Origin of the sequence: Paraburkholderia sp. SEWSISQ10-3 4, from assembly GCF_030464785.1 — a bacterium.
Lineage (GTDB): Bacteria > Pseudomonadota > Gammaproteobacteria > Burkholderiales > Burkholderiaceae > Paraburkholderia > Paraburkholderia aspalathi.
In genome coordinates this window covers 16053-38119 of the sequence record NZ_JALPRI010000016.1, presented here as the reverse complement: position 1 = coordinate 38119, position 22067 = coordinate 16053, and the positions used below count along the sequence as shown (strand labels likewise).

Sequence of the window (22067 nt, the reverse complement as noted above, 5' to 3'; positions counted from 1 at the left end):
CGGGTCTCCTTAAACGAACAGACGATCGGTATTGACGAAGCCGCGCCCGTTCTCAGGGCACGCGGCGCGGCAAGGATCGTCGGCCGGTACGGAGGCGTCGGCGGCATACGCGCGGTACGCGATCAGCTTGACGGGTCTCGGTTCGTATTCGGAGGAAGGGTTCAACGGATGCGGTGCGCTCGAAAACGCAGCGAGCGTGTCCATTTCGAAACGTAGATCGAAGGCGGCGCCGGCAGGAGAATGTCCCGCTACGAAGTCGAGCGAACCATCTTCACCGATTGCGAGCTTGCTGAAAAAATTGATATTGGCGACGAGATCGCGCGTGCCCAGACCGTGTTTGGCCAGTTCGAGCAACAGGCAGTCGCGGCCGTTGCGGACCATCGCATTGCGATGTTGCTGATAGCGGGCTGTGCCGTATTTGTCGGCGAACAGTTCGGCGTCGCCGAGACCGCCTAGCGGATCGTGCCAGCCGAGCGTATCAGCGGTGATCGACGCCATCACGCGGCCCATATCCGAATAGAGCACGTGGCCGCGCGTCAGATGCGCGGTGTGCTGCGCCTTCAAGGTATCGGCCATGTTGTAGCGTTCGAGCGGCTCGTCGTGCCGGTAGAACACGGCGGCCAGATTGGCGCCGCCCTCGGAATCGACGATGCGCAGCGCCATGCCACGGCGCAGCAGGCCGGACCAATGCGTGCCGGCAGGAATCACCGTTTCCCACAACACTTGCGGGATCGGTGCGAGATCGACTGAGGTTTGCGTCGACATGGAGGCTCCAGGTATCGGTTGGGAAAAAGCATGAGAGGGCGATTGACCGACATCGCGACCTCCCGGGCTTTTATCCCTCCGTGGAGCCTCGCCGACGCCTTGAAAGAAGGTGAACGGCAAGACCGGATTGCTCTCGGACCAGACATCGTGTGCGCGCTTTGAAGCCTTCTGGAAGCCTTTAAAGCGGTACGACCGGAACCCTAGCGATCCTGAAGATGATGCAAATTACTTCGCACCTCTCGATGTGTAGCTAAGCGAGTTGCGTGCCAGCGTGATATTGCTGAAGCCGAAAGCGCATTGTGGCAAGGGATTGAATGGTATCGGCGGCGCAATGCGGCAAGCAGAGGTTCATTGGTCTGATGGCGCACGCACCACGGCCGAGGGTGAATCGGCACCAGTTGAATGCGTGAGGCACCATGATTGGGCTGCGTGATCACGTGTCTGACGGTGGGTAGGCGCTTTACACGATGGCACGGTGTGTGCGTGATAAAGCGTCACACTATTCACGGCCCTCATCCGACCATGCTCACGCTTGCCACGCTTCGCCGCATGCTCTACACGCTGATGTCGGCGCGTTTCATCGAACTGCAAAAGCAACGGCGCCGCTCGTAGACGAGGCGGCGCCGTAGTCCTGATGCGGGTTCCCGCTAAACAACATCCTGCTCGGTGCCCGCATAACGAGCCTGCTGCCCAAAGCTCGCCAACCCCTTCGATCCCTCCGGCAATACCAGTTCACCGCGTTCGAGACGCTGCTTCAAATAGGTAAAGCTCTGCGCCGTCTGCGCAAACAGATGATCGCCTGCCGAAACCGGCTGGTATTTCGCCAGCGCCTCGGGTGTCGCGAACTGCGGCAGTGGCGTGACCACGGTGTGATAGTCGCAGGCAAAGAAGAGCGGAAACGAGTAGCGTTCTTCCCTCACCTTGCGCACGCGATGTGACGTCGCCACATACGTGCCGCCCGTCCACGCCTCCAGCATGTCGCCGATGTTCACGACAAACGCGTTGTCGACCGGCGGCGCGTCGATCCACTCGCCTTCGCCGTTCATCACTTCCAGACCCGGCGCCGTCGGCAGCAGGATCGTGAAGCACTCGTAGTCCGTATGCGCGCCGATGCCCGGCCGGTCTTCCGCGGACGGGTCGAAGGGATAGTGAAGCAGGCGCAGTTGACTCGGGGGCTTCTGCAGATAGCTGTCGAAATGCGTTTCCGGCAAACCGAGTGCAAGCGAGAAGCCACGGAACAACGCGCGGCCGAGCGCGAACGCCGCCTCGTAATAGCCGCCGACGGCGTCACGAAAGCCCGGCTGCTCGGGCCACATATTCGGCCCGAGCATCGGCGTGCCGGCCTGGACATCCGGGTCGTCGGGTGGCAACTCCCGGCCCGTGTCGAAGCCCTCCTTCCTGTCGCGCTTGCCGCCTGCGAAAACCTCTTCGCCCTCGGGTACATAGCCACGATGCGCGGTTGATTTGCCGATGTAGTAGCGCATTTTCCAGTCGTCGGGAGCGGCGAAGAACTGCTTGGCCTGATCTATTAGCGCAGCTTGCTGTGCGCGCGAGACCTGATGGCCGGTGACGTAGAAAAAGCCCGCGTCACGCGCCGCGCGGTCGAGTTCGCGTGCGGTTGCAAGACGCTGGTCCGGGTCATCACTAAAGAGACCGCTTACGTCGACAACGGGCAAGCGGTCGAAATGGGTGTGGGATTGGCTCATGAGCGTGGCCTACGCGTGCTGAGGTTCGGCGGAAAATTGAGTCGGCGAATGCGTTTGCGATTCGGTTTGTAGGCCGCCACGCGCCTCACGTCCAGCAAGAAACGCCGCGATGTGGCGTCGCTCTTCGCGCCCCATCCACGTGTTGATCTCCCACAGATCGGCCACGGGCGCGTTCGTAAACGGCAAGGTGTGCAGATAGCCATCGGGGCCGAACTCGGGCGTCATGGTCGTTGTCGTATAGCCCCTGTCGATCTGCGCGCTCCACAACGCCTCCCAGATCCGCTGATGCGAGGCGAGGCAGTCGGCGTACTCGGGCGCAGCCGGATGCGGCACCTGCGGACCTTGCGGATAGCCAACACGCCCGTGCAGATGATGCGCATGCGGCGCAAGCTCAAGGATCGTGTCCCATTCACCGTCGAGCAGACGCTCACACACCGACACCCAATGGCTGAAATCGCAAGTCAGCTTGAGGTCCGGCACGGCACGCGCGACGTCGCGGGTAATCCACGGGTTGTAGAACGAGCGGCCTCGATGCGTCTCGAAGCTGCAGGTCACCTCGTGCTTCGCGGCAATCTCCACTGCGCGTGCGAAGAAATCCACCTGGGTGGCGGCCGGCCATGCGTCGCAGCCCGCCATCACATTGAAAAAGCGTGGCTTGAGCGGCTTGCCCCATACGATTTTTTCTTCGAAGTCGCGCAGATGGTCCGCCGGCGTGGCGGACCGTTCCGGTACATAACTGCCCGCCGTCGTAATTTCCGCGATGAACTCGAGACGCTCATCCGCGATTGCCTGCGCAAACGCTTCACGCTCAACCCCACCCGCCGGAACGGGCGCTTCGATACCGTCGAACCCGGCGGCACGTACCAGTGGCGCCGCATCGTGCGGACCGCCATCGAATCCCCAGAACGTCTTGAACAGTTCGAATTTCATCGCCTCTCCAATTACATGCAAAATTGCATGCAATGGTACACACGAATTTCCTTCGCCAATAAAATATCTCAGCCTCGCCATGCATAATTCTGGCGCGCCCGATTTCCGGCGCGATTAGCACTTAAACTGTGCACCCCTCCTCCTCGTGGTGAATCGATGAAGAAGAAACTTGCGCGTCACAAGGGGCAAGCCGTCGCGCGCGCCATTCTCGACATGGACTGGCAGTGGTCGGCGCATTTCGGCGACCTGGGGCTGAACGACCTCAACTACAGCGATCTGTTTTGCCGGATGTGGGTGGAGCCGGAAGATGACTTCGCCAAGACGGCCCTCTACGAGTTCATGCCGGGCGTGAGCCGCCGCACTGCGGTGCGCTACGTGCAGGAGCTGATCGATGCCGGCTGGTTGTTGGAGACGAGTTCCGACGCGGATCGCCGCATCAAACGGGTCAGTCTCGCGGCCTCGATCGAGGAACGCCTCGAACAGTTTCTCGCCTATGTGCATCAGCGTTTTGCCACCCTGGATTGAGCTTTTGACGCCATGTCTGCGTTGAAGCATTCGCATAACGAACATCTCGACGCATCGCGCAATCCGGCTGGCATATTTCTCGCTAGATTAACCCCTGAGAGGTGCGGCAGCGTCGCATCTTAGGGATGCTAGGGTTCCGGTTCGCGAGAATGTCTGGTCCGAGAGCAGCCCGGTGCACCCGTTCGTTCGATTCGGACTTGATCCGGGAACGAGCTGGCCGCACTACACGGCGGGACAAAAGCCCGGGAGATTGGCGATAGCGATGCCTATCGTGCCTCTCCGTGGCCGGCGTTTGTCTCCCGCAGTTTTCGCGCAGTGTCCGCACCATTCGGATTCTCGCGGGAACCGGTCATGTTGTTTTATCGCGCAGTCGCCGCGCGATCCAACTCAACAATCGCAATTGACCGGTCTCCTGGAGAAAACGATGAAACGCTTCGAATCCGCCCGTACGTCCCTCACTTTACTGAGCAGCCTTGCCTCGTCGCGCCGCGTGCGTGGCGCGATCGCCGGCGCTGCCGCTGCGGTCGCCATCGGCTTTGCCGCCGCGCCTGCACAAGCAGCCACGCCCCTTGCCATCGGCTATAGCGACTGGCCCGGCTTCGTCGCGTTCCAGGTTGCCATCGACAAAGGCTGGTTCAAGGAAGCCGGCGTGGATGTCAATTTCCAATGGTTCGACTACTCGGCCTCGCTCGATGCGTTCTCCGCCGGCAAACTCGACGCGGTCGGCGCGACCAATGGCGATGCGCTCGTCACCGGCGCAAGCGGCGCCAAAAACGTGATGATCCTTCTGACCGACTATTCGAGCGGCAACGACATGATCGTGGCCAAGCCGCCCATTCGCACGGTGGCCGGACTTAAGGGCAAGAAGGTCGGTGTGGAAATGGGTCTGGTCGATCACCTGCTGCTGGACACCGCGCTCGAAAAGCATGCGCTCAAGGAATCGGACATCACGCTCGTCAACGCCAAGACGAACGAGTTGCCGCAAGTGCTGGCGTCGTCCGGCGATGTCGCCGCGGTCGGTGCATGGCAACCGAACGCGGGCGAAGCACTCAAGCGCGTGCCGGGCTCACGTCCGATCTTTACCTCAGCCGACGCGCCGGGCCTGATCTACGACGCGATCACGGTCAATCCGGTCAGTCTGCAGTCGCGCAAGGCCGACTGGGCCAAGGTGATCAAGGTCTGGTATCGCTGCGTGGCCTACATCAACGATCCGAAGACGCAACCGGATGCCGTCAAGATCATGTCCGCGCGCGTCGGCCTGACGCCGGCCCAGTATCTGCCGTTGCTGAAAGGCACGCACCTGCTCGACGCGGCGGCGGCGAGGAAGGCCTTCGTCAAGGGTGACGGGCTGGACTCGGTGTACGGGTCGAGCGTGAACGCGGACAAGTTCAACGTACGCAACGCCGTCTACAAGCAGTCGCAGAACGTGAGCGCCTATCTGGATCCGGCGTTGACCAATGCGCCGTAAGTAATACTGGGCGGGCGTCTATAGCTATACACGGTAATATGGGGGCAGCACGCTCCATCGCTGCACACATGCGCTTCATTGCGGCGCCGGAGGACGGCCACAAGGAGGCATCGTGTATAAAAACCAATCTCGCTATCACGCCCTGCTCGCGCTGGCACCCGTACTGGCGCTGCTTTTGTCGCTTCTGCTGCTGGCCCAGCCGCGATCCGCGTTAGCGAGCGAAGAGAGCGACAACGGCAGCGCGGAAGCCGCGGGTCAGCGCGCCCGCTTTGCTAAGGAATTCTGCGGAGGTTCCGAGCAGGACGTGGTCGAGTACAAGCAGAAACTCAGAAAGGTCCTCACCGAAGCCAGCCAGTTCGATACGCGCTGGCAGGCCGGTTGGGCGCGCGGGGATAGCGATGCGATGCAGATGCGCTCGCTGCAGCTCAACTCCCCGTCGGAATTCGCAGTGCGCGTCAAAAGCAACTGCGACCGCATCAAATGGCAGGCCGACAACTTGCTGCGCGCACGCCCGCCGAAGTAGCCCGGCGCCCGAAGCTGTTATTCTTCCCTCTCTCCGGCCATCACCTGGTCGCCTGCCGCCTCCGGGCGGCATCCCAAGCGGCGCGCTCACGCGCCCGGCATCAGCGAGACAGGAATTTGCATGTTCGGTTTTTTGCGTGGCTATTTTTCCAACGACCTGGCAATCGACCTCGGCACGTCGAACACGCTGATCTATATGCGTGGCAAGGGCATCGTGCTGGACGAACCCTCGGTGGTCTCGATTCGTCAGGAAGGCGGCCCGAACGGTAAGAAGATCATTCTGGCCGTCGGCAAGGAAGCGAAACAGATGCTCGGCAAGGTGCCGGGCAATATCGAGGCGATCCGCCCGATGAAGGACGGCGTGATCGCCGACTTCAACATCACCCAGCAGATGATCAAGCGCTTCATCCAGATGGCGCACGAGTCGCGGATGTTCGCGCCGTCGCCGCGCATCATCATCTGTGTGCCGTGCGGGTCGACTCAGGTCGAGCGCCGTGCGATCAAGGAAGCTGCACATAGCGCGGGCGCCTCGCAGGTCTATCTGATCGAAGAACCGATGGCGGCGGCGACCGGCGCCGGCCTGCCTGTGTCGGAAGCGACCGGCTCGATGGTGGTCGATATTGGCGGCGGCACGACCGAAGTGGGCGTGATCTCCCTCGGCGGTGTCGTCTATAAAGGTTCGGTGCGCGTAGGCGGCGACAAGTTCGACGATGCGATCGTCAACTACATTCGCCGCAACTACGGGATGCTGATCGGCGAGCAGACCGCCGAGGCGATCAAGAAAGAAATCGGCTCCGCGTTTCCGGGCTCCGAAGTCAAGGAGATGGAGGTCAAGGGCCGCAATATGTCCGAAGGCATTCCGCGCAGCTTCACGGTGTCCAGCAACGAGATACTCGAAGCGCTCACCGATCCGCTGAACCAGATCGTTTCGGCGGTGAAGATCGCGCTGGAACAGACACCGCCGGAACTGGGCGCCGACATCGCCGAGCGCGGCATCATGCTCGCGGGCGGCGGTGCGTTGCTGCGCGATCTCGACCGCCTGCTCGCGGAAGAAACGGGCTTGCCGGTGTTCGTCGCTGAAGCGCCGTTGACCTGTGTGGTGCGTGGTTCGGGCATGGCGCTGGAGCGGATGGACAAGTTCGGCGGGGCTTTCTCGTACGAGTAAAGCTCAGCTTTTAGACGTTTCTTTGCCGTTGCTATCAGATCCGCAGATTCTGGCTGACATAGTCGATAAAGACGCGCAGCTTCGGCGACGCGTAGCGGCTCGCCGGCCACAAAATCCAGAAGGTGACGGTCTGGTCGATGAAATCGTCGAGCACGATCTGTAACGCGCCGCTCGCCAGCGCATCGCGCACGAGGAAGGTCGGCAGGAAGGCAAGCCCCTTGTTCTGAAGCGCCAGAAAGCCCAGCACTTCAATCGTGTTGGCGACAAAGGTTTGCGGCAACTCCGGCTCCGCTTCCGACGCGGCGAGCTGAAACGGCCAGCGTTCCAGTTTGCCGCTGGCGGGGAATTTATGTAGCAGACAGGCATGCTGCACGAGTTCGGACGGATGCCTGGGTACGCCGTGCTTCTCCAGATAACCAGGCGAAGCGACCAGCACCTGGCCGCAGGAACCGAGGCGCCGCGACACCAGCCTCGAATCGTGCTGCTCACCCGTGCGTATCACCGCATCGAAGCCTTCTTCGATGATGTCCACCATGCGATCGGAGAGATCGACGTCGAGTTCGATGTCCGGGTATTGCAGCATGAAGCCGTCTAGCGCCGGCATGATCAGCTCGGACAGTTGCGGCGTGCTGATCCGCAGTCTGCCGCGCGGGCTGCCGGCGGCGTCGGACAGTTCGGCTTCCGCCGCTTCGAGCTCGCCGAGGATACGCCGGCATCGTTCGAGGAACAGCGCCCCTTCGGCCGTTAGCGTGATGCTGCGCGTGCTGCGATGAAAGAGCCGCACGCCGAGGCGCTGCTCGGTGCGCGCAACGCTTTTGCCGACCGCCGAAGACGATACGCCAAGCAGCCGGGCCGCCTCGGTAAAACTGCGCGTTTCCGCCACCTGCACAAACACCGAAATGCCGCTGAGGCTGTCCATTGCAGCGTCCCGAGGCCCAAGGCCGATTGGCGCCGGCCGGGCGACGCAGGCGAGCGGTCGAAACCCGGTGACGACTCAATTGCGGACTTCTACGTCCGATATATTCGGAACCTTAGCCTATTTTTCTTATCTCTGTCCGTCCATACACTGCTCCTCAAGGTCGAAAGCCCGCTGGCGATTGAAAGTCACCAGCCACTCAATCTCGAGGAAATCATGTCGAAGCTCCATTCCGCAGTCAAAGTCGGTCCCTACCAGTTGTCCCATCGTGTCGTGCTGGCACCGCTCACCCGCATGCGTGCCGACGAAGGCGCGAAGCCCGGCCCGTTGATGGCCGAATACTATGCGCAGCGCGCGTCGGAAGGCGGTTTCCTGATCGGTGAAGCCACCATCGCCGCTCCCAATGGCAACGGCTACCTTGGCGCGCCGGGTCTCTACGACGATAGCCAGATCGCCGGCTGGAAGCAGGTGACGGACGCCGTGCACGCCAAAGGCGGCCGCATCTTCCTGCAGCTCTATCACGCGGGACGCCAGTCCAACAGCCAATTGCAACCAGGCGGCGTGGAGCCGGTGGCGCCTTCTGCCGTGCCGCATGGTGGCGTTGCCTACACCGAAGCGGGCTGGATTCCGAACACGCCGAGCCGCGCGCTGACCATCCCCGAGATCGCCGGACTGGTGGAGAGCTTCCGCACCGCCGCGATTCGCGGCAAGGAAGCCGGCTTCGACGGTGTCGAACTGCACGCTGCCAATGGCTACCTGTTCGATCAGTTCCTGCAGGACGGCAGCAACAAGCGCACCGACATCTACGGCGGCTCGTTCGAAAACCGCGCCCGCTTCCTGATCGAAGCCACCCGGGCCGTCATCTCGGTGTGGGGCAGCGACCGTGTGGCCGTGCGCCTTGGCCCGAGCGGCACGTGGGGTGATATGTCGGACAGCAATCCGGAAGGACTCTTCAGCTACGTCGCGCAGGAACTGGCGAAACTGAACCTGGCCTATCTGCACCTGATCGAGCCGCGCGTGCTGGGCAACGTCGACGACGACAGCAAGGACCCGAACCCGGTCGCCGCACAACTGATCCGCAAGCACTACAAGGGCGTCATCATCGCCGCCGGCGGCTTCAAGGCCGCAAGCGCCGAAGCCGTCCTGCAGGCAGGCGACGCCGACCTGGTCGCCTTTGGTCGCGACTTCATCGCCAACCCGGATCTGCCCGAACGCCTGCGGCTTCAGTTGCCGCTGAACCCGTATGACCGCCCCACCTTCTTCGGCGGCACCGACGTCGGCTATACCGACTACCCGTTCTACAGCACCGAAACCACGGACGCTGTCACAGCGTAAGCGGAGCACACGATGAACAGCACCACCCAGCCAACTTCCCTGACGCCGCTTTACTGGCTCGCGTTAGGGACATTCGCGGTCGGCACCGAAAGCTTCATGATTGCCGGCCTGTTGCCCGACATTGCCACCGACCTGCATACCAGCATTGTCGCCACGGGCCAGCTCGTCACGGTGTTTGCCTTGGCCTACGCACTCAGCTCGCCGGTCCTGACGGCACTGACAGGCGCGTTCCATCGGCGCACGCTGATCCTGTCGCTCTCTGCCTTCACCGTGGCGAACGTCATCGCCTGGGCCGCCCAGAACTATTGGGAATTGATGGCGGCGCGCATCCTGCTCGCCGCGGCCGCCGGTCTGTATGTGCCCGGCGCCAACGCGCTGGCCGGCGCCATTGCCGGCCCGGAGAGGCGTGGTACGGCGCTCGCCATCGTCAACGGCGGGATCACGATCGCGGTTGCTTTTGGTGTGCCAATGGGCGCGTTCGTCGGTGACCGGCTCGGCTGGCGCATGACCTTTGCGGGCGTCGCCGCCCTGTCCGCCGCGGCTACGGCAGGTTTGCTGCTCGGCCTGCCGCGCAGCATCGGCGCAGGATTGCCGGTTGCCACGCTGCGCGAGCGTATTCAAGTTGCGCGTCAGCCGGTGATCCTGATGACCTTGCTCGTCACCACGCTGTGGGCGATGGGCGCGTACACCGTCTATACGTACCTGGCGCTGTTCGTTGCGAAGACCACGCCGTTGCACGGCGCGCAAATCGGCTACGTGCTGTTCACCTGGGGCGTTGCGGCAGCGATCGGCGTGTTCATTGGCGGCAAGGCAGTAGATCGCCTCGGTCCGAGCCGCGTGATCATCCCGTGCCTGAGCGTGTCGATCCTTGCGTTCTCCCTCATGTCGGCGAGCGCGCACTGGCTGCCAGTGACGTTGGCGCTGGTCCCCGTGCTGATCGGTGTCGTAGCCTGGGGCGTTGCTCACTGGTCCTTCTACCCTGCCCAGCAAGCAGGACTGATCAATCTCGCCGGGTTGCGCGGCACGCCGATTGCCCTGTCACTGAACGCTTCGTTCATGTATCTCGGCTTTTCGCTCGGCGCCGCACTCGGCTCCCTGACCTTGAGTTTCACCTCGGTGAACAACCTCGGTTGGACCGCCGCTCTCTGCGAAGTCGCGGCGCTGATCCTGAGCGCCAGCATCGGCAAACACCTGGTTCGGGCGCAAAACGGTGCGGTCACTGCCGCATGAGGTGAAACATGACTATCCCTCGCCCTACTTTCAAAATTGGCGGCGACGCTGAAGTCCGCCGGCTCGGCTTTGGCGCAATGCGAATCACCGGCCCGGGCATCTGGGGCGCGCCCACCGATCGTGCCGAAGCCATTCGCGTGCTGCGTCGTCTGCCCGAACTCGATGTGAATTTCATCGACACGGCGGACTCGTATGGGCCGAACGTTTCGGAGGAATTGATCCGCGAAGCGCTGCATCCGTATGGTGCCGAGATGCTGGTCGCAACCAAGGCGGGATTCGCACGCACAGGTCCCAACCAGTGGACTCCGCACGGCAGGCCTGAGTACCTGATTCAGCAAGCGCACGGCAGCCTGCAGCGCCTTGGTATCGAGCAGATCGGCCTGTGGCAGTTGCATCGCATCGACCCCACGGTGGCGCGCGATGAGCAGTTTGGCGCCGTGCGTCACCTGATCGACAGCGGCGTGATCCGTCACGCCGGCCTGAGTGAAGTTTCGGTGGCCGACATCAAGGCTGCTTCGAAACATTTCAAGGTGGCGACCGTGCAAAACCGCTTCAACCTCGGTGACCGCGGTAGTGAAGACGTGCTGGATTACTGCACGGCTCACGGCATTGGCTTTATCCCGTGGTTTCCGCTGGCTGCCGGCGAGTTGACCCGCCCCGGCTCGCTACTCGACACCATTGCGCGCAACCATCAGGCAAGCGTCGCGCAGATCGCACTCGCGTGGCTATTGCAACGCAGTCCAGTGATCCTGCCGATACCGGGGACCTCCCGCGTCGCGCATCTGGAAGAGAACGTGGCGGCTGGCGCGATCACCTTATCCGACCGCGAATTCTGCGAGCTGGATCGCGCCACCTCACAACGGCAGCAGCGCTAATCCAGCGCTGCGCCGATTGCATTCGATATTCACCAAGGATTGACGATGACCAGACTCTTTTCGCCACTTCAAGTCGGCCCTTACACGTTGAATCACCGCGTGGTGCATGCACCGACCACGCGCCTTCGCGCGAACAGCGACGACAGCCCCAGCGAATTGATGCTGGAGTACTACAACCAACGCGCTTCCGACGGTGGCCTGATCATCACCGAATCGACGCACGTGTCCTACGACAGCCGCGGCTACCTCGGCGCACCCGGCATCTATGAAGACTCACACATCGCGGGCTGGCGAAGAATCGCCGACGCCGTTCATGCGAAGGGCGGCCGCATCTTCATGCAGTTGGGACACGACGGACGCCAGTCGCACGTCGACCTGACTGGCGGCGTGGCGCCGATCGCGCCGTCAGAGGTGCCGTTCGAAGGCGAAGCGTTGACGCAGAACGGCTGGGTGCCGGTCTCGATGCACCGCGCGATCGATGTCGCCGAAATCCAGACCGTGATCGAGTATTACCGGAAGAGCGCCGAGCGCGCATTGGCTGCCGGCCTCGACGGCGTTGAACTGCACTCGGCGAATGGCTACCTGGCCGATACATTCCTGCAGGACGGCACCAACAAGCGTACGGATGCGTACGGCGGCTCCATCGAAAAACGCGCGCGCTTCCTGATCGAAGTCGTTACCGCGCTCGTATCTGTGTGGGGGGCGAACCGTGTAGGCGTGCGCTTATCGCCAAGCGGACAGTGGGGTTCAATATCAGACTCGAATCCCGAAGCGACGTTTACCTACGCGGCCGAGCAATTGAACCGGTTTGGCCTCGCCTATCTGCACGTTATCGAGCCGCGCGTCAAAGGCGTCGAAACGCTCGACGAGCATCAGAAGCCCGTGGCGTCCGCTCTGCTGCGCCGCGCTTTCGATGGCCCGATCATTGCCGCCGGTGGCTTCAATGGCGATAGCGCGGAAGAAATTCTGCATAAGGGCGATGCCGACCTGGTCGCATTTGGCCGGCACTTCACGTCGAATCCTGATCTGCCGCGCCGTTTGCAACAGAGGCTCCCACTCACCCCGTATGATCGCGCGGCGTTCTGGGGCGGCACGCACGTCGGTTACACCGACTTCCCATGCTACCAGGACGAGGAAAACAGGCGCTCGGCCTGATCGTCGCGCTGATTGCGATTTGCTGAGATCACTCAGGACACAAACGGCAACTTGCTATCGCGCGCCGCGGCCAACATAGACAGCGTGATCTTGCGCACTTCCAGCTTGCTCTGCGTGATATGCGCGCGCAGCAGGATGATCGCTTCCGTCACCCGGTTGCGTTCGATCAGGTTCAGCATGGTGGCGTGCTCGTCGTAGGTGGCGCTCGTGCGGTGCGGTTTGAGGAAGTCCAGCCGACGCACGATGCGAATGCGCTCGGTCACCTCGTTATGCACGCGCAGCATCTCCGCGTTGCCCGTTGCCGCGACCAGTTGACGGTGAAAGTTCTCATCCATGCCGAACATCTTCACCGGATCGCTCTCACGCGATTCGGGCTCGACACACCATATCGCTTTTAACGCTTCCACGGCCGCATGCGCGACGTCGCCGCCCGCCCCCACACGTTCGACGGCCGCCACTTCCAGCACGATGCGCAAATCGTAGAGCTGATCGAGCTGGTCGAAGTTGATCGGCGAGACCTTCCAGCCACGCCTGAAGCCGACTTCCAGATAGCCCTCGCGTTGCAAACGAAACAGGCCGTCGCGCATCGGCGTGCGCGATACGCCGTAGTGTTGCGCGATGCCGTTTTCGGAAAACCGGTCGCCGGGAAACAGGCGGAAGCTGAAGATATCGTTCTTCAGTTGCTGGTACACCTGCTCGGCGAGCGGATTGGCGGCGGCCGGCACGGCAGGCGTGTCAGGCGCCGTGGGAGTCTCGAGCAGATTCGTCGTATCGTCGTTCATTGATGCCACATCCCCTTTTTTCTTATTATCGGCGTTTCATGGCATGGCGATAAGGCTGACGTGCGCCGCGACGATTTTCCAGCCGTCGGCGGAACCAAACCGCGCCCACGTCTGCATCTGGCGGCCGATCAAAGGTGTCGCGTCGCTGGTGAATTCCGTGCTGACGGTGGCGAAGTCGGCGCCGAAGGTCGTTACCACCGTGCGATGCAGTTTGCGCGACTTCGGCACTGGCTCGCAGGTCTCGCGCCACGCGCGGATCGCTTCGCCGCCATGCTGAATTTCGGCAATGCCATAACGGACCGTCTCCGGCGTGTGCCAGAAAAGCGCGTTCATCGCCGCGACGTCGTTGTCGACCAGCGCCCGCTCGTATTCAATAAAGGCTGCCTGCACTTGAGCTACCACTTCGGGTTGATTTATCTCCATGAAGGGATCGTCTCGTCGAGTTTCGTCAATGAAGAAAGCGGCGCGGTCCAGCCGACAATACCGCCTTGCGAGCGCACCATATCGAGCGTCGCCTGTTTGAACGCGGGGAAATAGCTGGCGGTTGCGTCTTCGATCAGCAGACTGTCGTAACCGCGGTCGTTGGCTTCACGCATCGAGGTCTGCACGCACACTTCGGTGGTCACGCCCGCGAACACGAGATGCGTGATGCCGCGCATCGCGAGCTCTTCGCCGAGCCGGGTGGCGTAGAACGCACCCTTGCCGGGTTTGTCGATCACGAGTTCACCGGCAAGCGGCGCGAGCGGCTCGATGATCGCATTGCCGGGTTCGCCGCGAATCAGGATGCGCCCCATCGGTCCTGCATCGCCGATGCGGGCGTTGGGTGCACCCCTCAGCCGTTTTGCCGGCGGGCAGTCGGACAGATCCGCCGCATGCGATTCACGCGTGTGCACCACGAGCCATTGATGCCCGCGCGCGAAGGCCAGCAATGCCGCGACGGTCGGCACGATCTCGGCCAGCAGCGACACGTCGTTACCAAGCGATTCGCCGAAGCCGCCCGGTTCGATGAAATCGCGCTGCATGTCGATCACGACCAACGCGGTTTTCGTGGGGGCCAAGGTGAAGGGACCCGGCTGGGCGTCGATCGTCAACAGGGTTTGCTGTGTCATCCGATGGCTTCCTTCATTCTTTCTGCGGGTACGGCGGGATGTGCCGGGGTATCACCGTGCCCTGCCATATGCTGACCGAGCACGGTCCGGTCCGCGCGCGCCGCAGGCGTCTCGAACACCAGTTTGCCCTCCGCGATCACCACGATGCGGTCGGCCAGTTCGAGCAGTTCGTCGAGGTCTTCGCTGACCAGCAACACCGCCGCGCCAGCATCGCGTGCAGCCATCAGACGGGCATGGATATCGGCAACCGACGCGAAATCCAGACCGAACACAGGATTCGCGACGATCAGCACATCCACCGGCTGTCCGAGTTCGCGCGCCAGCACCGCGCGCTGCACATTGCCACCCGACAGCGTGCCGATGGTTCGTTCGGGTAGCGGTGGACGCACGTTGAACTCGGCGATCAGTTGCGTGGCGCGCTCACGCACCGCGCGCCGGTCGAGCCACCAGCCGCCGCGCCGCAACGGCTCGCGATCGAAGTCGCGCAGCGCGAGGTTCTGCGCCACGCTCATCGCAGCGACGCAGGCGTTCTTTAGCGGCTCCTCGGGAATCGCGAACACGCGCCTTTGGGTCATTTCTTCGCGCGTTGCATGGTAGGCCTTGCCCGCCACCTCCATGTCGCCGGCTTTCACGCGACGTTGACCGACCAGCGCTTCCACCAACTCCTTTTGTCCATTGCCAGAAACGCCCGCAAGCCCGAGGATTTCGCCCGCGCGCACGGACAGCGTCGCGTGCTTGACTGCGGTGTGGCCGCGATCGTCTTCGACTGAAACGTCGTGCAACGCGAGACGCACCTGTGCCGTGTCGTCGACGGGTTTGCGTGGCAGGCGCTCCACGGTCACCGCGGCCATCACCGGCGCTTCGTCCTTCAAAGAGACCTCGTTCGGCGCATGCGTAGCGACGGTGCCCATCATCCACGCTGCGAGTTCATCGCGGCTGGTGTTGGCAACCGCGCTCGTGCCGACTTGTCTGCCCTTACGCAACACGGTGACGTCGTCCGCATAGGCCATCACTTCGCGGAACTTGTGCGTGATCATCAGCACCGTCAGCTCGCCTCGTGAGGTCAGGTCGCGCATCAGACCTAGCACTTCGTCCGCTTCCTGCGGTGTCAAGACCGAGGTGGGTTCGTCGAGAATCAGGAAGCGTTGCTGCAAATAAAGCTGTTTCAGGATCTCGAGTTTCTGCTTTTCACCGGCGGCGAGCATGGCCACCGGCGCGTCGAGCGGCAAGCGGAACGGCATGCGCTGCATGAACGCAGCCAGCGCGGCGCGCTCGCTCTTCCAGTCGATTTTCCACGGCATCCGCCCGCGTGCGAGCAACAGGTTTTCTTCGACCGAAAGGCCGGACGCTAATGTGAAATGCTGATACACCATGCCGATGCCGAGTGCTTGTGCATCACGCGGCGATGCGATGTGGACCTCACGGTCGTCGGCGACGATCTGCCCGCCGTCGAGCACGCCGTAGCCGACCAGTCCCTTCACGAGCGTGCTCTTGCCCGCGCCGTTCTCGCCGAGCAGCGCGTGAATCGTGCCGGCTTTGACCTTGATCGAGACGCTATCCAATGCGCGAAACGCGCCGAACGATTTGCTTGCGTTCAGCACTTCCACACCCAATGCCTTCGGCGCCGTGGTCATGATTTATCTGCCTGGAGTGGCGAGCGCCGCTGCTGGCGCAGCCGTCGTGGCCAGTAGCGTAGCCAGCAGCGCGTGCGAATCCGACACCGTGCCGAACACGCCGCCTTGCATGGTGATCATGTGCAACGCGGCGTCGTGATTGCCCTTGTCGGTCGCGCCGCAACAATCGGCCAGCACCGTGCATTCGAAGCCGCGATCGTTGGCTTCGCGCATCGTCGTGTGGACGCAGACGTCGGTGGTGATACCGGTCAACACCAGATTGATGATGCCGCGCGTTCGCAGGATCAGTTCGAGATCCGTCGCGCAGAAGGAGCCCTTGCCGGGTTTGTCGATGATGATTTCACCTGGCAGCGGCTTCAGTTCGTCGATGATTTCCCAGCCCGGTTCGCCGCGTACGAGAATCTTGCCGCAGGGGCCGTCGTCGCCGATGCCTACGCCGTCGGTGCCCGCGCGGCGGCTGCGCCAGCGTTTGTTCGCGGGCAGATCGGAGAGGTCCGGGCGATGCCCTTCACGCGTGTGAATGATCGTGAAGCCCAGTTCGCGCATCGGCTTTAGCACGCTTTTGATCGGCTCGATCGGCGCGCGCGTCAGCGACAGGTCGTAGCCCATTTTGTCGACATAGCCGCCGTGGCCGCAGAAATCCGTCTGCATGTCGATGATCACGAGTGCCGTGTTGTCCGGGCGCAGGTCGCCATCGTAGGGCCACGGGTAGGGTTTCGCTTCGATGAATCGGTTCATGGCGGTGAGATCCTTGTTAGGTCCTGACGGGGTCGTTGAAGGCACGCATGGCAGGGCAAAATCAGTGGAGCAAGCTCAGCGAGTCAGGCTCAACTCGCCCGGCGCGCCAGCCAGCGTGCGATCCGGACGGCAATTGACGATCATGATCGCAAGCGTCAGCACATACGGCGCCGCGTTGTAGAGGTAGTAGCCGCTCGTCACGCCGATCGCCTGCAACGCCGGCCCGAGCGCGCCGGCCGCACCGAACAGCAACGCGGCCCACAGGCAACGCAAAGGCTGCCAGCGCGCGAAGATCACCAGCGCGACCGCCATCAGTCCTTGTCCGCTGGAGAGCCCTTCGTTCCAGCTCCCCGGATAAACCAGCGAAAGATACGCACCGCCGATACCCGCGAACACGCCGCCCACCGCCGTCGCGGCGATGCGCACGCGCGTGAGCGGATAGCCCATGGCGCGCGCCGTCTCGGCATGATCGCCGACGAGCCGCAGCACCATCCCCCAACGGGTATTGCGCAAGCCCCATTGCAGAACGAAGGACAACACCACGCCGATCACGAACAGCAGGTTGATATGCAGCGCGTTATGCAATTGGGGCGACGAGGTCCACGTGCCAAGATCGATGAACGGCAGCATCGGCGCCTGCGGTTCGATGAAGGGCTTGCCGAGATAGAACGCGAGCCCCGTGCCGAGCAGCATCAACGCGATGCCGAACGCAATGTCCGACACGCGCGGCAACGAGCACACGAGGCCATGCAGGCAGCCGAGCAGCAAGCCGACAAAACCGGCCGCAAGCACACCGGCCCAAGGCGATCCGGTCAGAAAAGCACCGGCATAGCCGCTCATCGCGCCTGACACGAGGATGCCTTCGAGGCCGAGATTTACGCGTCCACCCTTCTCGGTCAGACACTCGCCGAGACTGACGAACAGATAAGGCGTGCTGACGCGGATCGCACCGGCGAACAGCGACAGCAACAGGATCACGATGGGCGAGTGCATATCAGGCATGGGTCTGCTCCAGTTGCACGGGAAGGTCGGCCTGCGCGGCGGCCTGCAATTTGACGCGCCATGCGGCGAGACGCCCGCCAAGCGCTTCCCACGCGAGCAGGTTGGCGAACAGCAGACCTTGCAGGACGAGCGTGGTGGCATCGGGGAGATCGAGCCGACGTTGCAGCAGCGAACCGCTCGCCTCGATGCCGCCGATCATCAGCGCGCAGGCGATGATCGCGAGCGGATTCTGCCGTGCGGCGAACGCGACGAGGATGCCCGCGTAGCCATAACCCGCGAGCAAAGATGCATTTGCGCTGCCCTGCACCGCCGCCACTTCGAACATGCCGCCGAGTCCCGCCGCAGCACCGCCTAGTACGCACGCGGCAAGAGCCAGCAGATTGACCGGCAAGCCGACCAGACGCGCCGCGCGATGACTGCCGCCCACCACGCGCATCGCAAAGCCCTTGGTGCTGAACTTCACGAACACCCATGCCGCGATGCACGCGACGACGCCCCAGAACAGTCCCCAGTGCGTGTCGAGTCCGGGGATCGAGCCGACCATCATCGCGTCGGGCACCGGATAGGTGGACGGCTTGTTCAGGCTTGCGGGGTCTCGCAACGGCCCTTCCACCAGATGTTTGAAAAGCGCGATCGCGATATACGACATCAACAGGCTGCTGATCGTCTCGTTGACGCCACGCCACTGCCGCAATGCACCGACGGCCCCGATCCAGAACCCGCCGGCCAGCATGCCGACCGCCGCCATCAACGGCGTGGCGATCAGCCATGGCGTGCCGTGTGGCAGCATCTGCGGGACGATCGCCGCGCACATGCCGCCGAGTGCGAGCGCGCCCTCGCCGCCGATCACGATCAGTCCAACCTGGGCAGGTAGCGCGACGCACAACGCGGTCAACATCAACGGCGACGCGCGCAGCAAAGTGCTCTGCCACGCGAACGACGAGCCGAAAGCGCCCTCAAAAATCAGCCCGATCGCATCGAGCGCCGGCTGCCCCTGCACCAGCAGGAACAACGAGAACAGCAGCAGCGTGCCGAGCACCGCCAACGCGGTCGGCAGCGCGGGCAAGAGCGACAGCATCACTCTCGCGGTAGGGGCATTGGGGCGCATCACGGCTCCTTCGCTCATGCAAACTCACACAATCACGCAGGCCAGGTTCAGATCTGGCCGACGACGCCTGCCACCAGATAGTTCATGCTTTCGAGCGTGTAATCGGTCTGTATGTGGCTCGCACCGGAGGCGATCGCCGTGCCGCCTTTGTTGTCCTTCATCGGCCCCTTGAAGATCACGAAATTGCCGGCCACCATGCTGCCTTTGATCGAGTCGGCGTTCTGCTTCGCCTGCGCGGTGACTTTCGCGCCGTACGGCGACATCTTCACGAAGCCCTCTTTCAAACCGCCGCGCAACACATTCGGTTGCGGCGTGCCGGCCTGTGCACCCGTGACAAGTTGCTTGTACGGCGTCGCCCAGTCCCATTCCGCGCCGGTCAGATAGCCTTTCGGCGCGAGCGCCGCCTGGCTCGCGTGGTAGCCGCAACTCATCGCGCCGCGCTTTTCCGCCGTTTCGACGACGACCTTCGGACCGTCGACGTGACAGGTCAGCACATCGCAACCCTGATCGATGAGACTGTTGGTGGCTTCCGCCTCCTTCACCGGCATCGACCAGTCGCCCGTGAAAATCACCTGCGTGGTGATCGAAGGATCGACGGACTGCGCGCCGAGCGTGAACGAGTTGATGTTGCGCAGCACCTGCGGAATCGGTTTGGCGGCGACGAAGCCGAGCTTCTTGCTCTTCGTCATGTGGCCCGCGACCACGCCGTTCAGGTACTGACATTCGTCGATATAACCGAAGTAGCTGGTGATGTTCGACGGGTTGCCCTGCTTCCACAAACCGCCGCAATGCGCGAAACGCACCTTCGGATATTTGGCCGCCATCTTCAGCACATGCGGATCGAAGTAACCGAACGAGGTCGCGAAAATCAGCGTCGCGCCGTCCTGTTCGATCATCGCTTCCATGGTTTTCTGCACGGCGATGGTTTCAGGCACGTTCTCCTCTTCAACCACCTTCACGTCAGGCATCTTCTTGATGACGGCAGCAGCGGTTGCCTGAGCCTGGTTGTAACCGTAGTCGCTGCGTGCACCGACGTAGATCACGCCGACCGTCGTCTTCGGCGCGGCAAACACCGATGGAATCGGCAGGATATTGCCGAGCGTCAACAGGCTGGCGCTCTTGATGAAATTGCGGCGACTGGTCATGGTGTCCAATTCCTGGTTGGGGGTGAAGAGCGTTGGCCCTCAGTTGACATTCAGGCTGTCGAGATAAGCGAGCCAGCCGCCAAACGAGGTGATGTCTAGTGCACCGCTGCCGTTACTGACTGCCGACGGCTCGCAGATGAAGCCCTTCACCGTGAGGCCGTTGGCGAGTTGCACGGAGCCGATACCGAGCGGTGCGGGCACGTCGGCGACAAATTTGCCGAAGCTGCGCAGCGGCATGTCCCAGACTTCCACGGCGATCGGTGCGCCTTGCTGGTCGGTAACGCGCACGAGGCCTGGTTTCGGCGGCTGCGTGTTCGCAAGCGCGTATAGCGTGTAGCCGGTGGCGGTTTGCGTCGCCGTGACAAAACGCGCGCCGGCTTCCTGAAGCTGCCAGTTCAGCGGCTGGCCACGCAGATGCGCACCGACCACGGCAAGCGCGACCGTCGGCTCCTGAAACGGCAATGGCGCGATCGTGTTTGCCGCGGCCGCGGGTTTCTTTTCAGTCACCGTCCCGGCCACGTCCGCAGCCTCGGTAGCGAACAGCCCCTGGATCCGCGCGCCCAACTCGGCGAGACGCCGGTCCGCGCCGCTCGGCGCGATCAGTGTGACGCCCGCTGGCAAGCCGTCGTGGCGACGCTGACATGGCACGGCCAACGCGCACAGGTCGAGCAGGTTGACGAAGTTCGTGTAGTAGCCAAGCTGGCTGTTCAACTCCACAGGATTGGACTGGACGTCGGTGATCAACGGATGCGTCGGCGTGGTCGGGACGATCAGGATGTCGATCGTCTCGAAGAGCTGCTCGGCGTGCCGCTTCAGATCGGCGAGCGCGTACTGGCCGTTGAAGGCGTCAGCGGCACTGTAGCGATCCGCTTTGCCGATCACCGTAGCGACGACCGGATGGACCGCTTTGTGATGCGTCTCGAAGAATGAACCGAGCGCGGCGCGCCTTTCCGCCACCCAGGGGCCGTCGTAGAGCAGCGCGGAGACCTGTTTGAGCGGCTTGAAGTCGATCGGCGTGGGCGCGAGATGCAGATGGGTAGAGAGCGTATCGAGTGCGGCCGAGAAGGCCTGATTCGCCGCTGCGTCACCATAGAACTCGAGATGATCCGGCACGCCGATCCGCGGCGCGCCACGCAGGAGACCGAGCCCTGGGACCTTGCGCGAGTAGCCGTCGAGCGGATCGAAACACGCGATTTCATTGAACACGCGCCACGCATCGTCGACGTCGTGCGCGAACACCGAGATCGTGTCGAGGCTGCGGCACGCCGGCACGACACCGCGCTTGCTGACGAGTCCAAGCGACGGCTTCAGGCCGACCAACCCGTTGAATCCAGCCGGCACGCGCCCTGAGCCGGCCGTGTCGGTACCGAGCGAAAAGGCCACGCAACCCGCGGCCACCGCAACCGCCGAGCCTGAACTCGAGCCGCCCGAGACGCGCTCGGGAAACTCGGTGTTCCGCACCGCGCCGTAAGGCGAACGCGCGCCGACGAGGCCGGTTGCGAACTGGTCGAGATTGGTCTTGCCGATCAGAATCGCGCCGGCGTCGATGAGGCGCTGCACGGCGAATGCCGAGGTGTCCGGCGTATAGCTGAAAGGCTCGCACGCGGCGGTGGTCGGCAAGCCAGCAACGTCGATATTGTCTTTGACTGCAAACGGCACGCCAAAGAGTGGCATCCGTTCGAGCACGGCGCTGCCCTGTTCTTCGTAGAGCGCTTCGAGCGCGTGGGCACGGGCCTCCAGGTCTGCAGCGGGCACACGCAGGATCCAGACTTCCGGCCGGTCGATTTCAGCGATACGAGCAAGCGCCGACGCCACGACTTCAGACGGCGTAAGACGTTTGGCGGCATAAGCCGAGAGGAGACTACGGACCTTCAGGGGAGACGAAATTGGCACTGGCTTTTCCTTGAGTTCAATCTTGAATACAAGTTTGAACTCAAATTAGCAGAAGCTATGCCAG

22 protein-coding genes and 2 riboswitches are annotated in these 22067 nt (G+C 62.7%); of the genes, 9 read left to right on the top strand and 13 right to left on the bottom strand.

Annotated features, from left to right (window positions below; genetic code table 11):
* Window positions 1-9: 9 nt before the first annotated feature.
* Window positions 10-765, bottom strand: coding sequence for an urea amidolyase associated protein UAAP1 (locus tag M0D68_RS25295; protein WP_266225679.1), 756 nt, complete (start codon window positions 763-765; stop codon window positions 10-12).
* A 57-nt stretch (window positions 766-822) separates the two neighbouring features.
* Window positions 823-980, bottom strand: a riboswitch (guanidine-I (ykkC/yxkD leader).
* A gap of 268 nt (window positions 981-1248) precedes the next feature.
* Between M0D68_RS25295 and M0D68_RS25290 the strand changes: the two genes are divergently transcribed.
* On the top strand, window positions 1249-1377 hold the full coding sequence (locus tag M0D68_RS25290; RefSeq protein ID WP_266225678.1) for a hypothetical protein: 129 nt from the start codon (window positions 1249-1251) through the stop codon (window positions 1375-1377).
* Window positions 1378-1412: 35 nt separating this feature from the next.
* Here M0D68_RS25290 and M0D68_RS25285 read toward each other — a convergent pair whose 3' ends face one another.
* Complete coding sequence (locus M0D68_RS25285; protein ID WP_266225676.1) at window positions 1413-2471, bottom strand: isopenicillin N synthase family oxygenase; 1059 nt, start codon at window positions 2469-2471, stop codon at window positions 1413-1415.
* Between the two features lie 9 nt (window positions 2472-2480).
* Entirely contained in the window at window positions 2481-3401 is a 921-nt protein-coding gene (locus M0D68_RS25280) for a sugar phosphate isomerase/epimerase (RefSeq protein WP_266225674.1), read from the bottom strand.
* A 156-nt stretch (window positions 3402-3557) separates the two neighbouring features.
* On the opposite strand from M0D68_RS25280, the gene M0D68_RS25275 reads away from it, so the two are divergent.
* The 4 genes from M0D68_RS25275 (at window position 3558) to M0D68_RS25260 (ending at window position 7081) form a co-directional block, all read left to right on the top strand.
* Window positions 3558-3926 (top strand): MarR family transcriptional regulator, encoded by a 369-nt coding sequence (locus tag M0D68_RS25275; RefSeq protein ID WP_093645915.1) that lies wholly within the window; start codon window positions 3558-3560, stop codon window positions 3924-3926.
* A 117-nt stretch (window positions 3927-4043) separates the two neighbouring features.
* A riboswitch (guanidine-I (ykkC/yxkD leader) is annotated at window positions 4044-4177 on the top strand.
* A gap of 173 nt (window positions 4178-4350) precedes the next feature.
* Window positions 4351-5394: an ABC transporter substrate-binding protein gene (locus M0D68_RS25270; protein WP_093645918.1), complete on the top strand. Its 1044-nt coding sequence runs from the start codon at window positions 4351-4353 to the stop codon at window positions 5392-5394.
* A 112-nt stretch (window positions 5395-5506) separates the two neighbouring features.
* The gene (locus M0D68_RS25265; RefSeq protein ID WP_244864191.1) at window positions 5507-5917 is read left to right on the top strand and encodes a hypothetical protein; all 411 of its coding nucleotides are present in this window, start codon (window positions 5507-5509) and stop codon (window positions 5915-5917) included.
* Between the two features lie 120 nt (window positions 5918-6037).
* Entirely contained in the window at window positions 6038-7081 is a 1044-nt protein-coding gene (locus M0D68_RS25260) for a rod shape-determining protein (protein WP_028194510.1), read from the top strand.
* Window positions 7082-7115: 34 nt separating this feature from the next.
* Here the strand turns inward: M0D68_RS25260 and M0D68_RS25255 are convergent, their stop codons facing one another.
* A complete protein-coding gene (locus tag M0D68_RS25255; protein ID WP_266225671.1) occupies window positions 7116-8000 on the bottom strand; it encodes a LysR substrate-binding domain-containing protein in 885 nt (294 codons plus the stop codon).
* 213 nt (window positions 8001-8213) lie between these two features.
* Here M0D68_RS25255 and M0D68_RS25250 point away from each other — a divergent pair, with 213 nt between their 5' ends.
* Genes M0D68_RS25250 through M0D68_RS25235 form a run of 4 tightly spaced genes read left to right on the top strand, consistent with a single transcriptional unit; the run spans window position 8214 to window position 12592 of the window.
* Entirely contained in the window at window positions 8214-9332 is a 1119-nt protein-coding gene (locus M0D68_RS25250; protein WP_093645923.1) for an alkene reductase, read from the top strand.
* Window positions 9333-9344: 12 nt separating this feature from the next.
* On the top strand, window positions 9345-10562 hold the full coding sequence (locus M0D68_RS25245; RefSeq protein WP_266225670.1) for an MFS transporter: 1218 nt from the start codon (window positions 9345-9347) through the stop codon (window positions 10560-10562).
* Between the two features lie 8 nt (window positions 10563-10570).
* Window positions 10571-11437, top strand: coding sequence for an aldo/keto reductase (locus M0D68_RS25240; protein WP_266225669.1), 867 nt, complete (start codon window positions 10571-10573; stop codon window positions 11435-11437).
* 45 nt (window positions 11438-11482) lie between these two features.
* Window positions 11483-12592 carry an alkene reductase gene (locus M0D68_RS25235; RefSeq protein ID WP_266225667.1) on the top strand — a complete coding sequence of 370 codons (1110 nt, stop codon included), beginning with the start codon at window positions 11483-11485 and terminating at the stop codon, window positions 12590-12592.
* A gap of 32 nt (window positions 12593-12624) precedes the next feature.
* Here M0D68_RS25235 and M0D68_RS25230 read toward each other — a convergent pair whose 3' ends face one another.
* The 9 genes from M0D68_RS25230 to atzF form a co-directional block, all read right to left on the bottom strand.
* Entirely contained in the window at window positions 12625-13374 is a 750-nt protein-coding gene (locus M0D68_RS25230; RefSeq protein WP_093645932.1) for a GntR family transcriptional regulator, read from the bottom strand.
* A 36-nt stretch (window positions 13375-13410) separates the two neighbouring features.
* Entirely contained in the window at window positions 13411-13797 is a 387-nt protein-coding gene (gene hpxZ, locus M0D68_RS25225; RefSeq protein ID WP_266225666.1) for an oxalurate catabolism protein HpxZ, read from the bottom strand.
* Window positions 13788-14483 (bottom strand): cysteine hydrolase family protein, encoded by a 696-nt coding sequence (locus tag M0D68_RS25220; protein WP_266225665.1) that lies wholly within the window; start codon window positions 14481-14483, stop codon window positions 13788-13790. Before M0D68_RS25220 ends, hpxZ begins: the two co-directional genes overlap by 10 nt.
* Complete coding sequence (locus tag M0D68_RS25215) at window positions 14480-16117, bottom strand: ABC transporter ATP-binding protein (RefSeq protein WP_266225663.1); 1638 nt, start codon at window positions 16115-16117, stop codon at window positions 14480-14482. Before M0D68_RS25215 ends, M0D68_RS25220 begins: the two co-directional genes overlap by 4 nt.
* Window positions 16118-16120: 3 nt before the next feature.
* Window positions 16121-16855, bottom strand: a complete 735-nt coding sequence (locus tag M0D68_RS25210) for a cysteine hydrolase family protein (RefSeq protein ID WP_266225662.1) — start codon at window positions 16853-16855, stop codon at window positions 16121-16123.
* Between the two features lie 75 nt (window positions 16856-16930).
* Entirely contained in the window at window positions 16931-17857 is a 927-nt protein-coding gene (locus M0D68_RS25205; protein WP_171928398.1) for an ABC transporter permease, read from the bottom strand.
* Entirely contained in the window at window positions 17850-18965 is a 1116-nt protein-coding gene (locus M0D68_RS25200; protein WP_266225763.1) for an ABC transporter permease, read from the bottom strand. Before M0D68_RS25200 ends, M0D68_RS25205 begins: the two co-directional genes overlap by 8 nt.
* Before the next feature lie 47 nt (window positions 18966-19012).
* On the bottom strand, window positions 19013-20110 hold the full coding sequence (locus M0D68_RS25195; RefSeq protein WP_266225660.1) for a BMP family ABC transporter substrate-binding protein: 1098 nt from the start codon (window positions 20108-20110) through the stop codon (window positions 19013-19015).
* A 39-nt stretch (window positions 20111-20149) separates the two neighbouring features.
* Entirely contained in the window at window positions 20150-22003 is a 1854-nt protein-coding gene (gene atzF / locus M0D68_RS25190) for an allophanate hydrolase (RefSeq protein ID WP_266225658.1), read from the bottom strand.
* Window positions 22004-22067 lie beyond the last annotated feature (64 nt).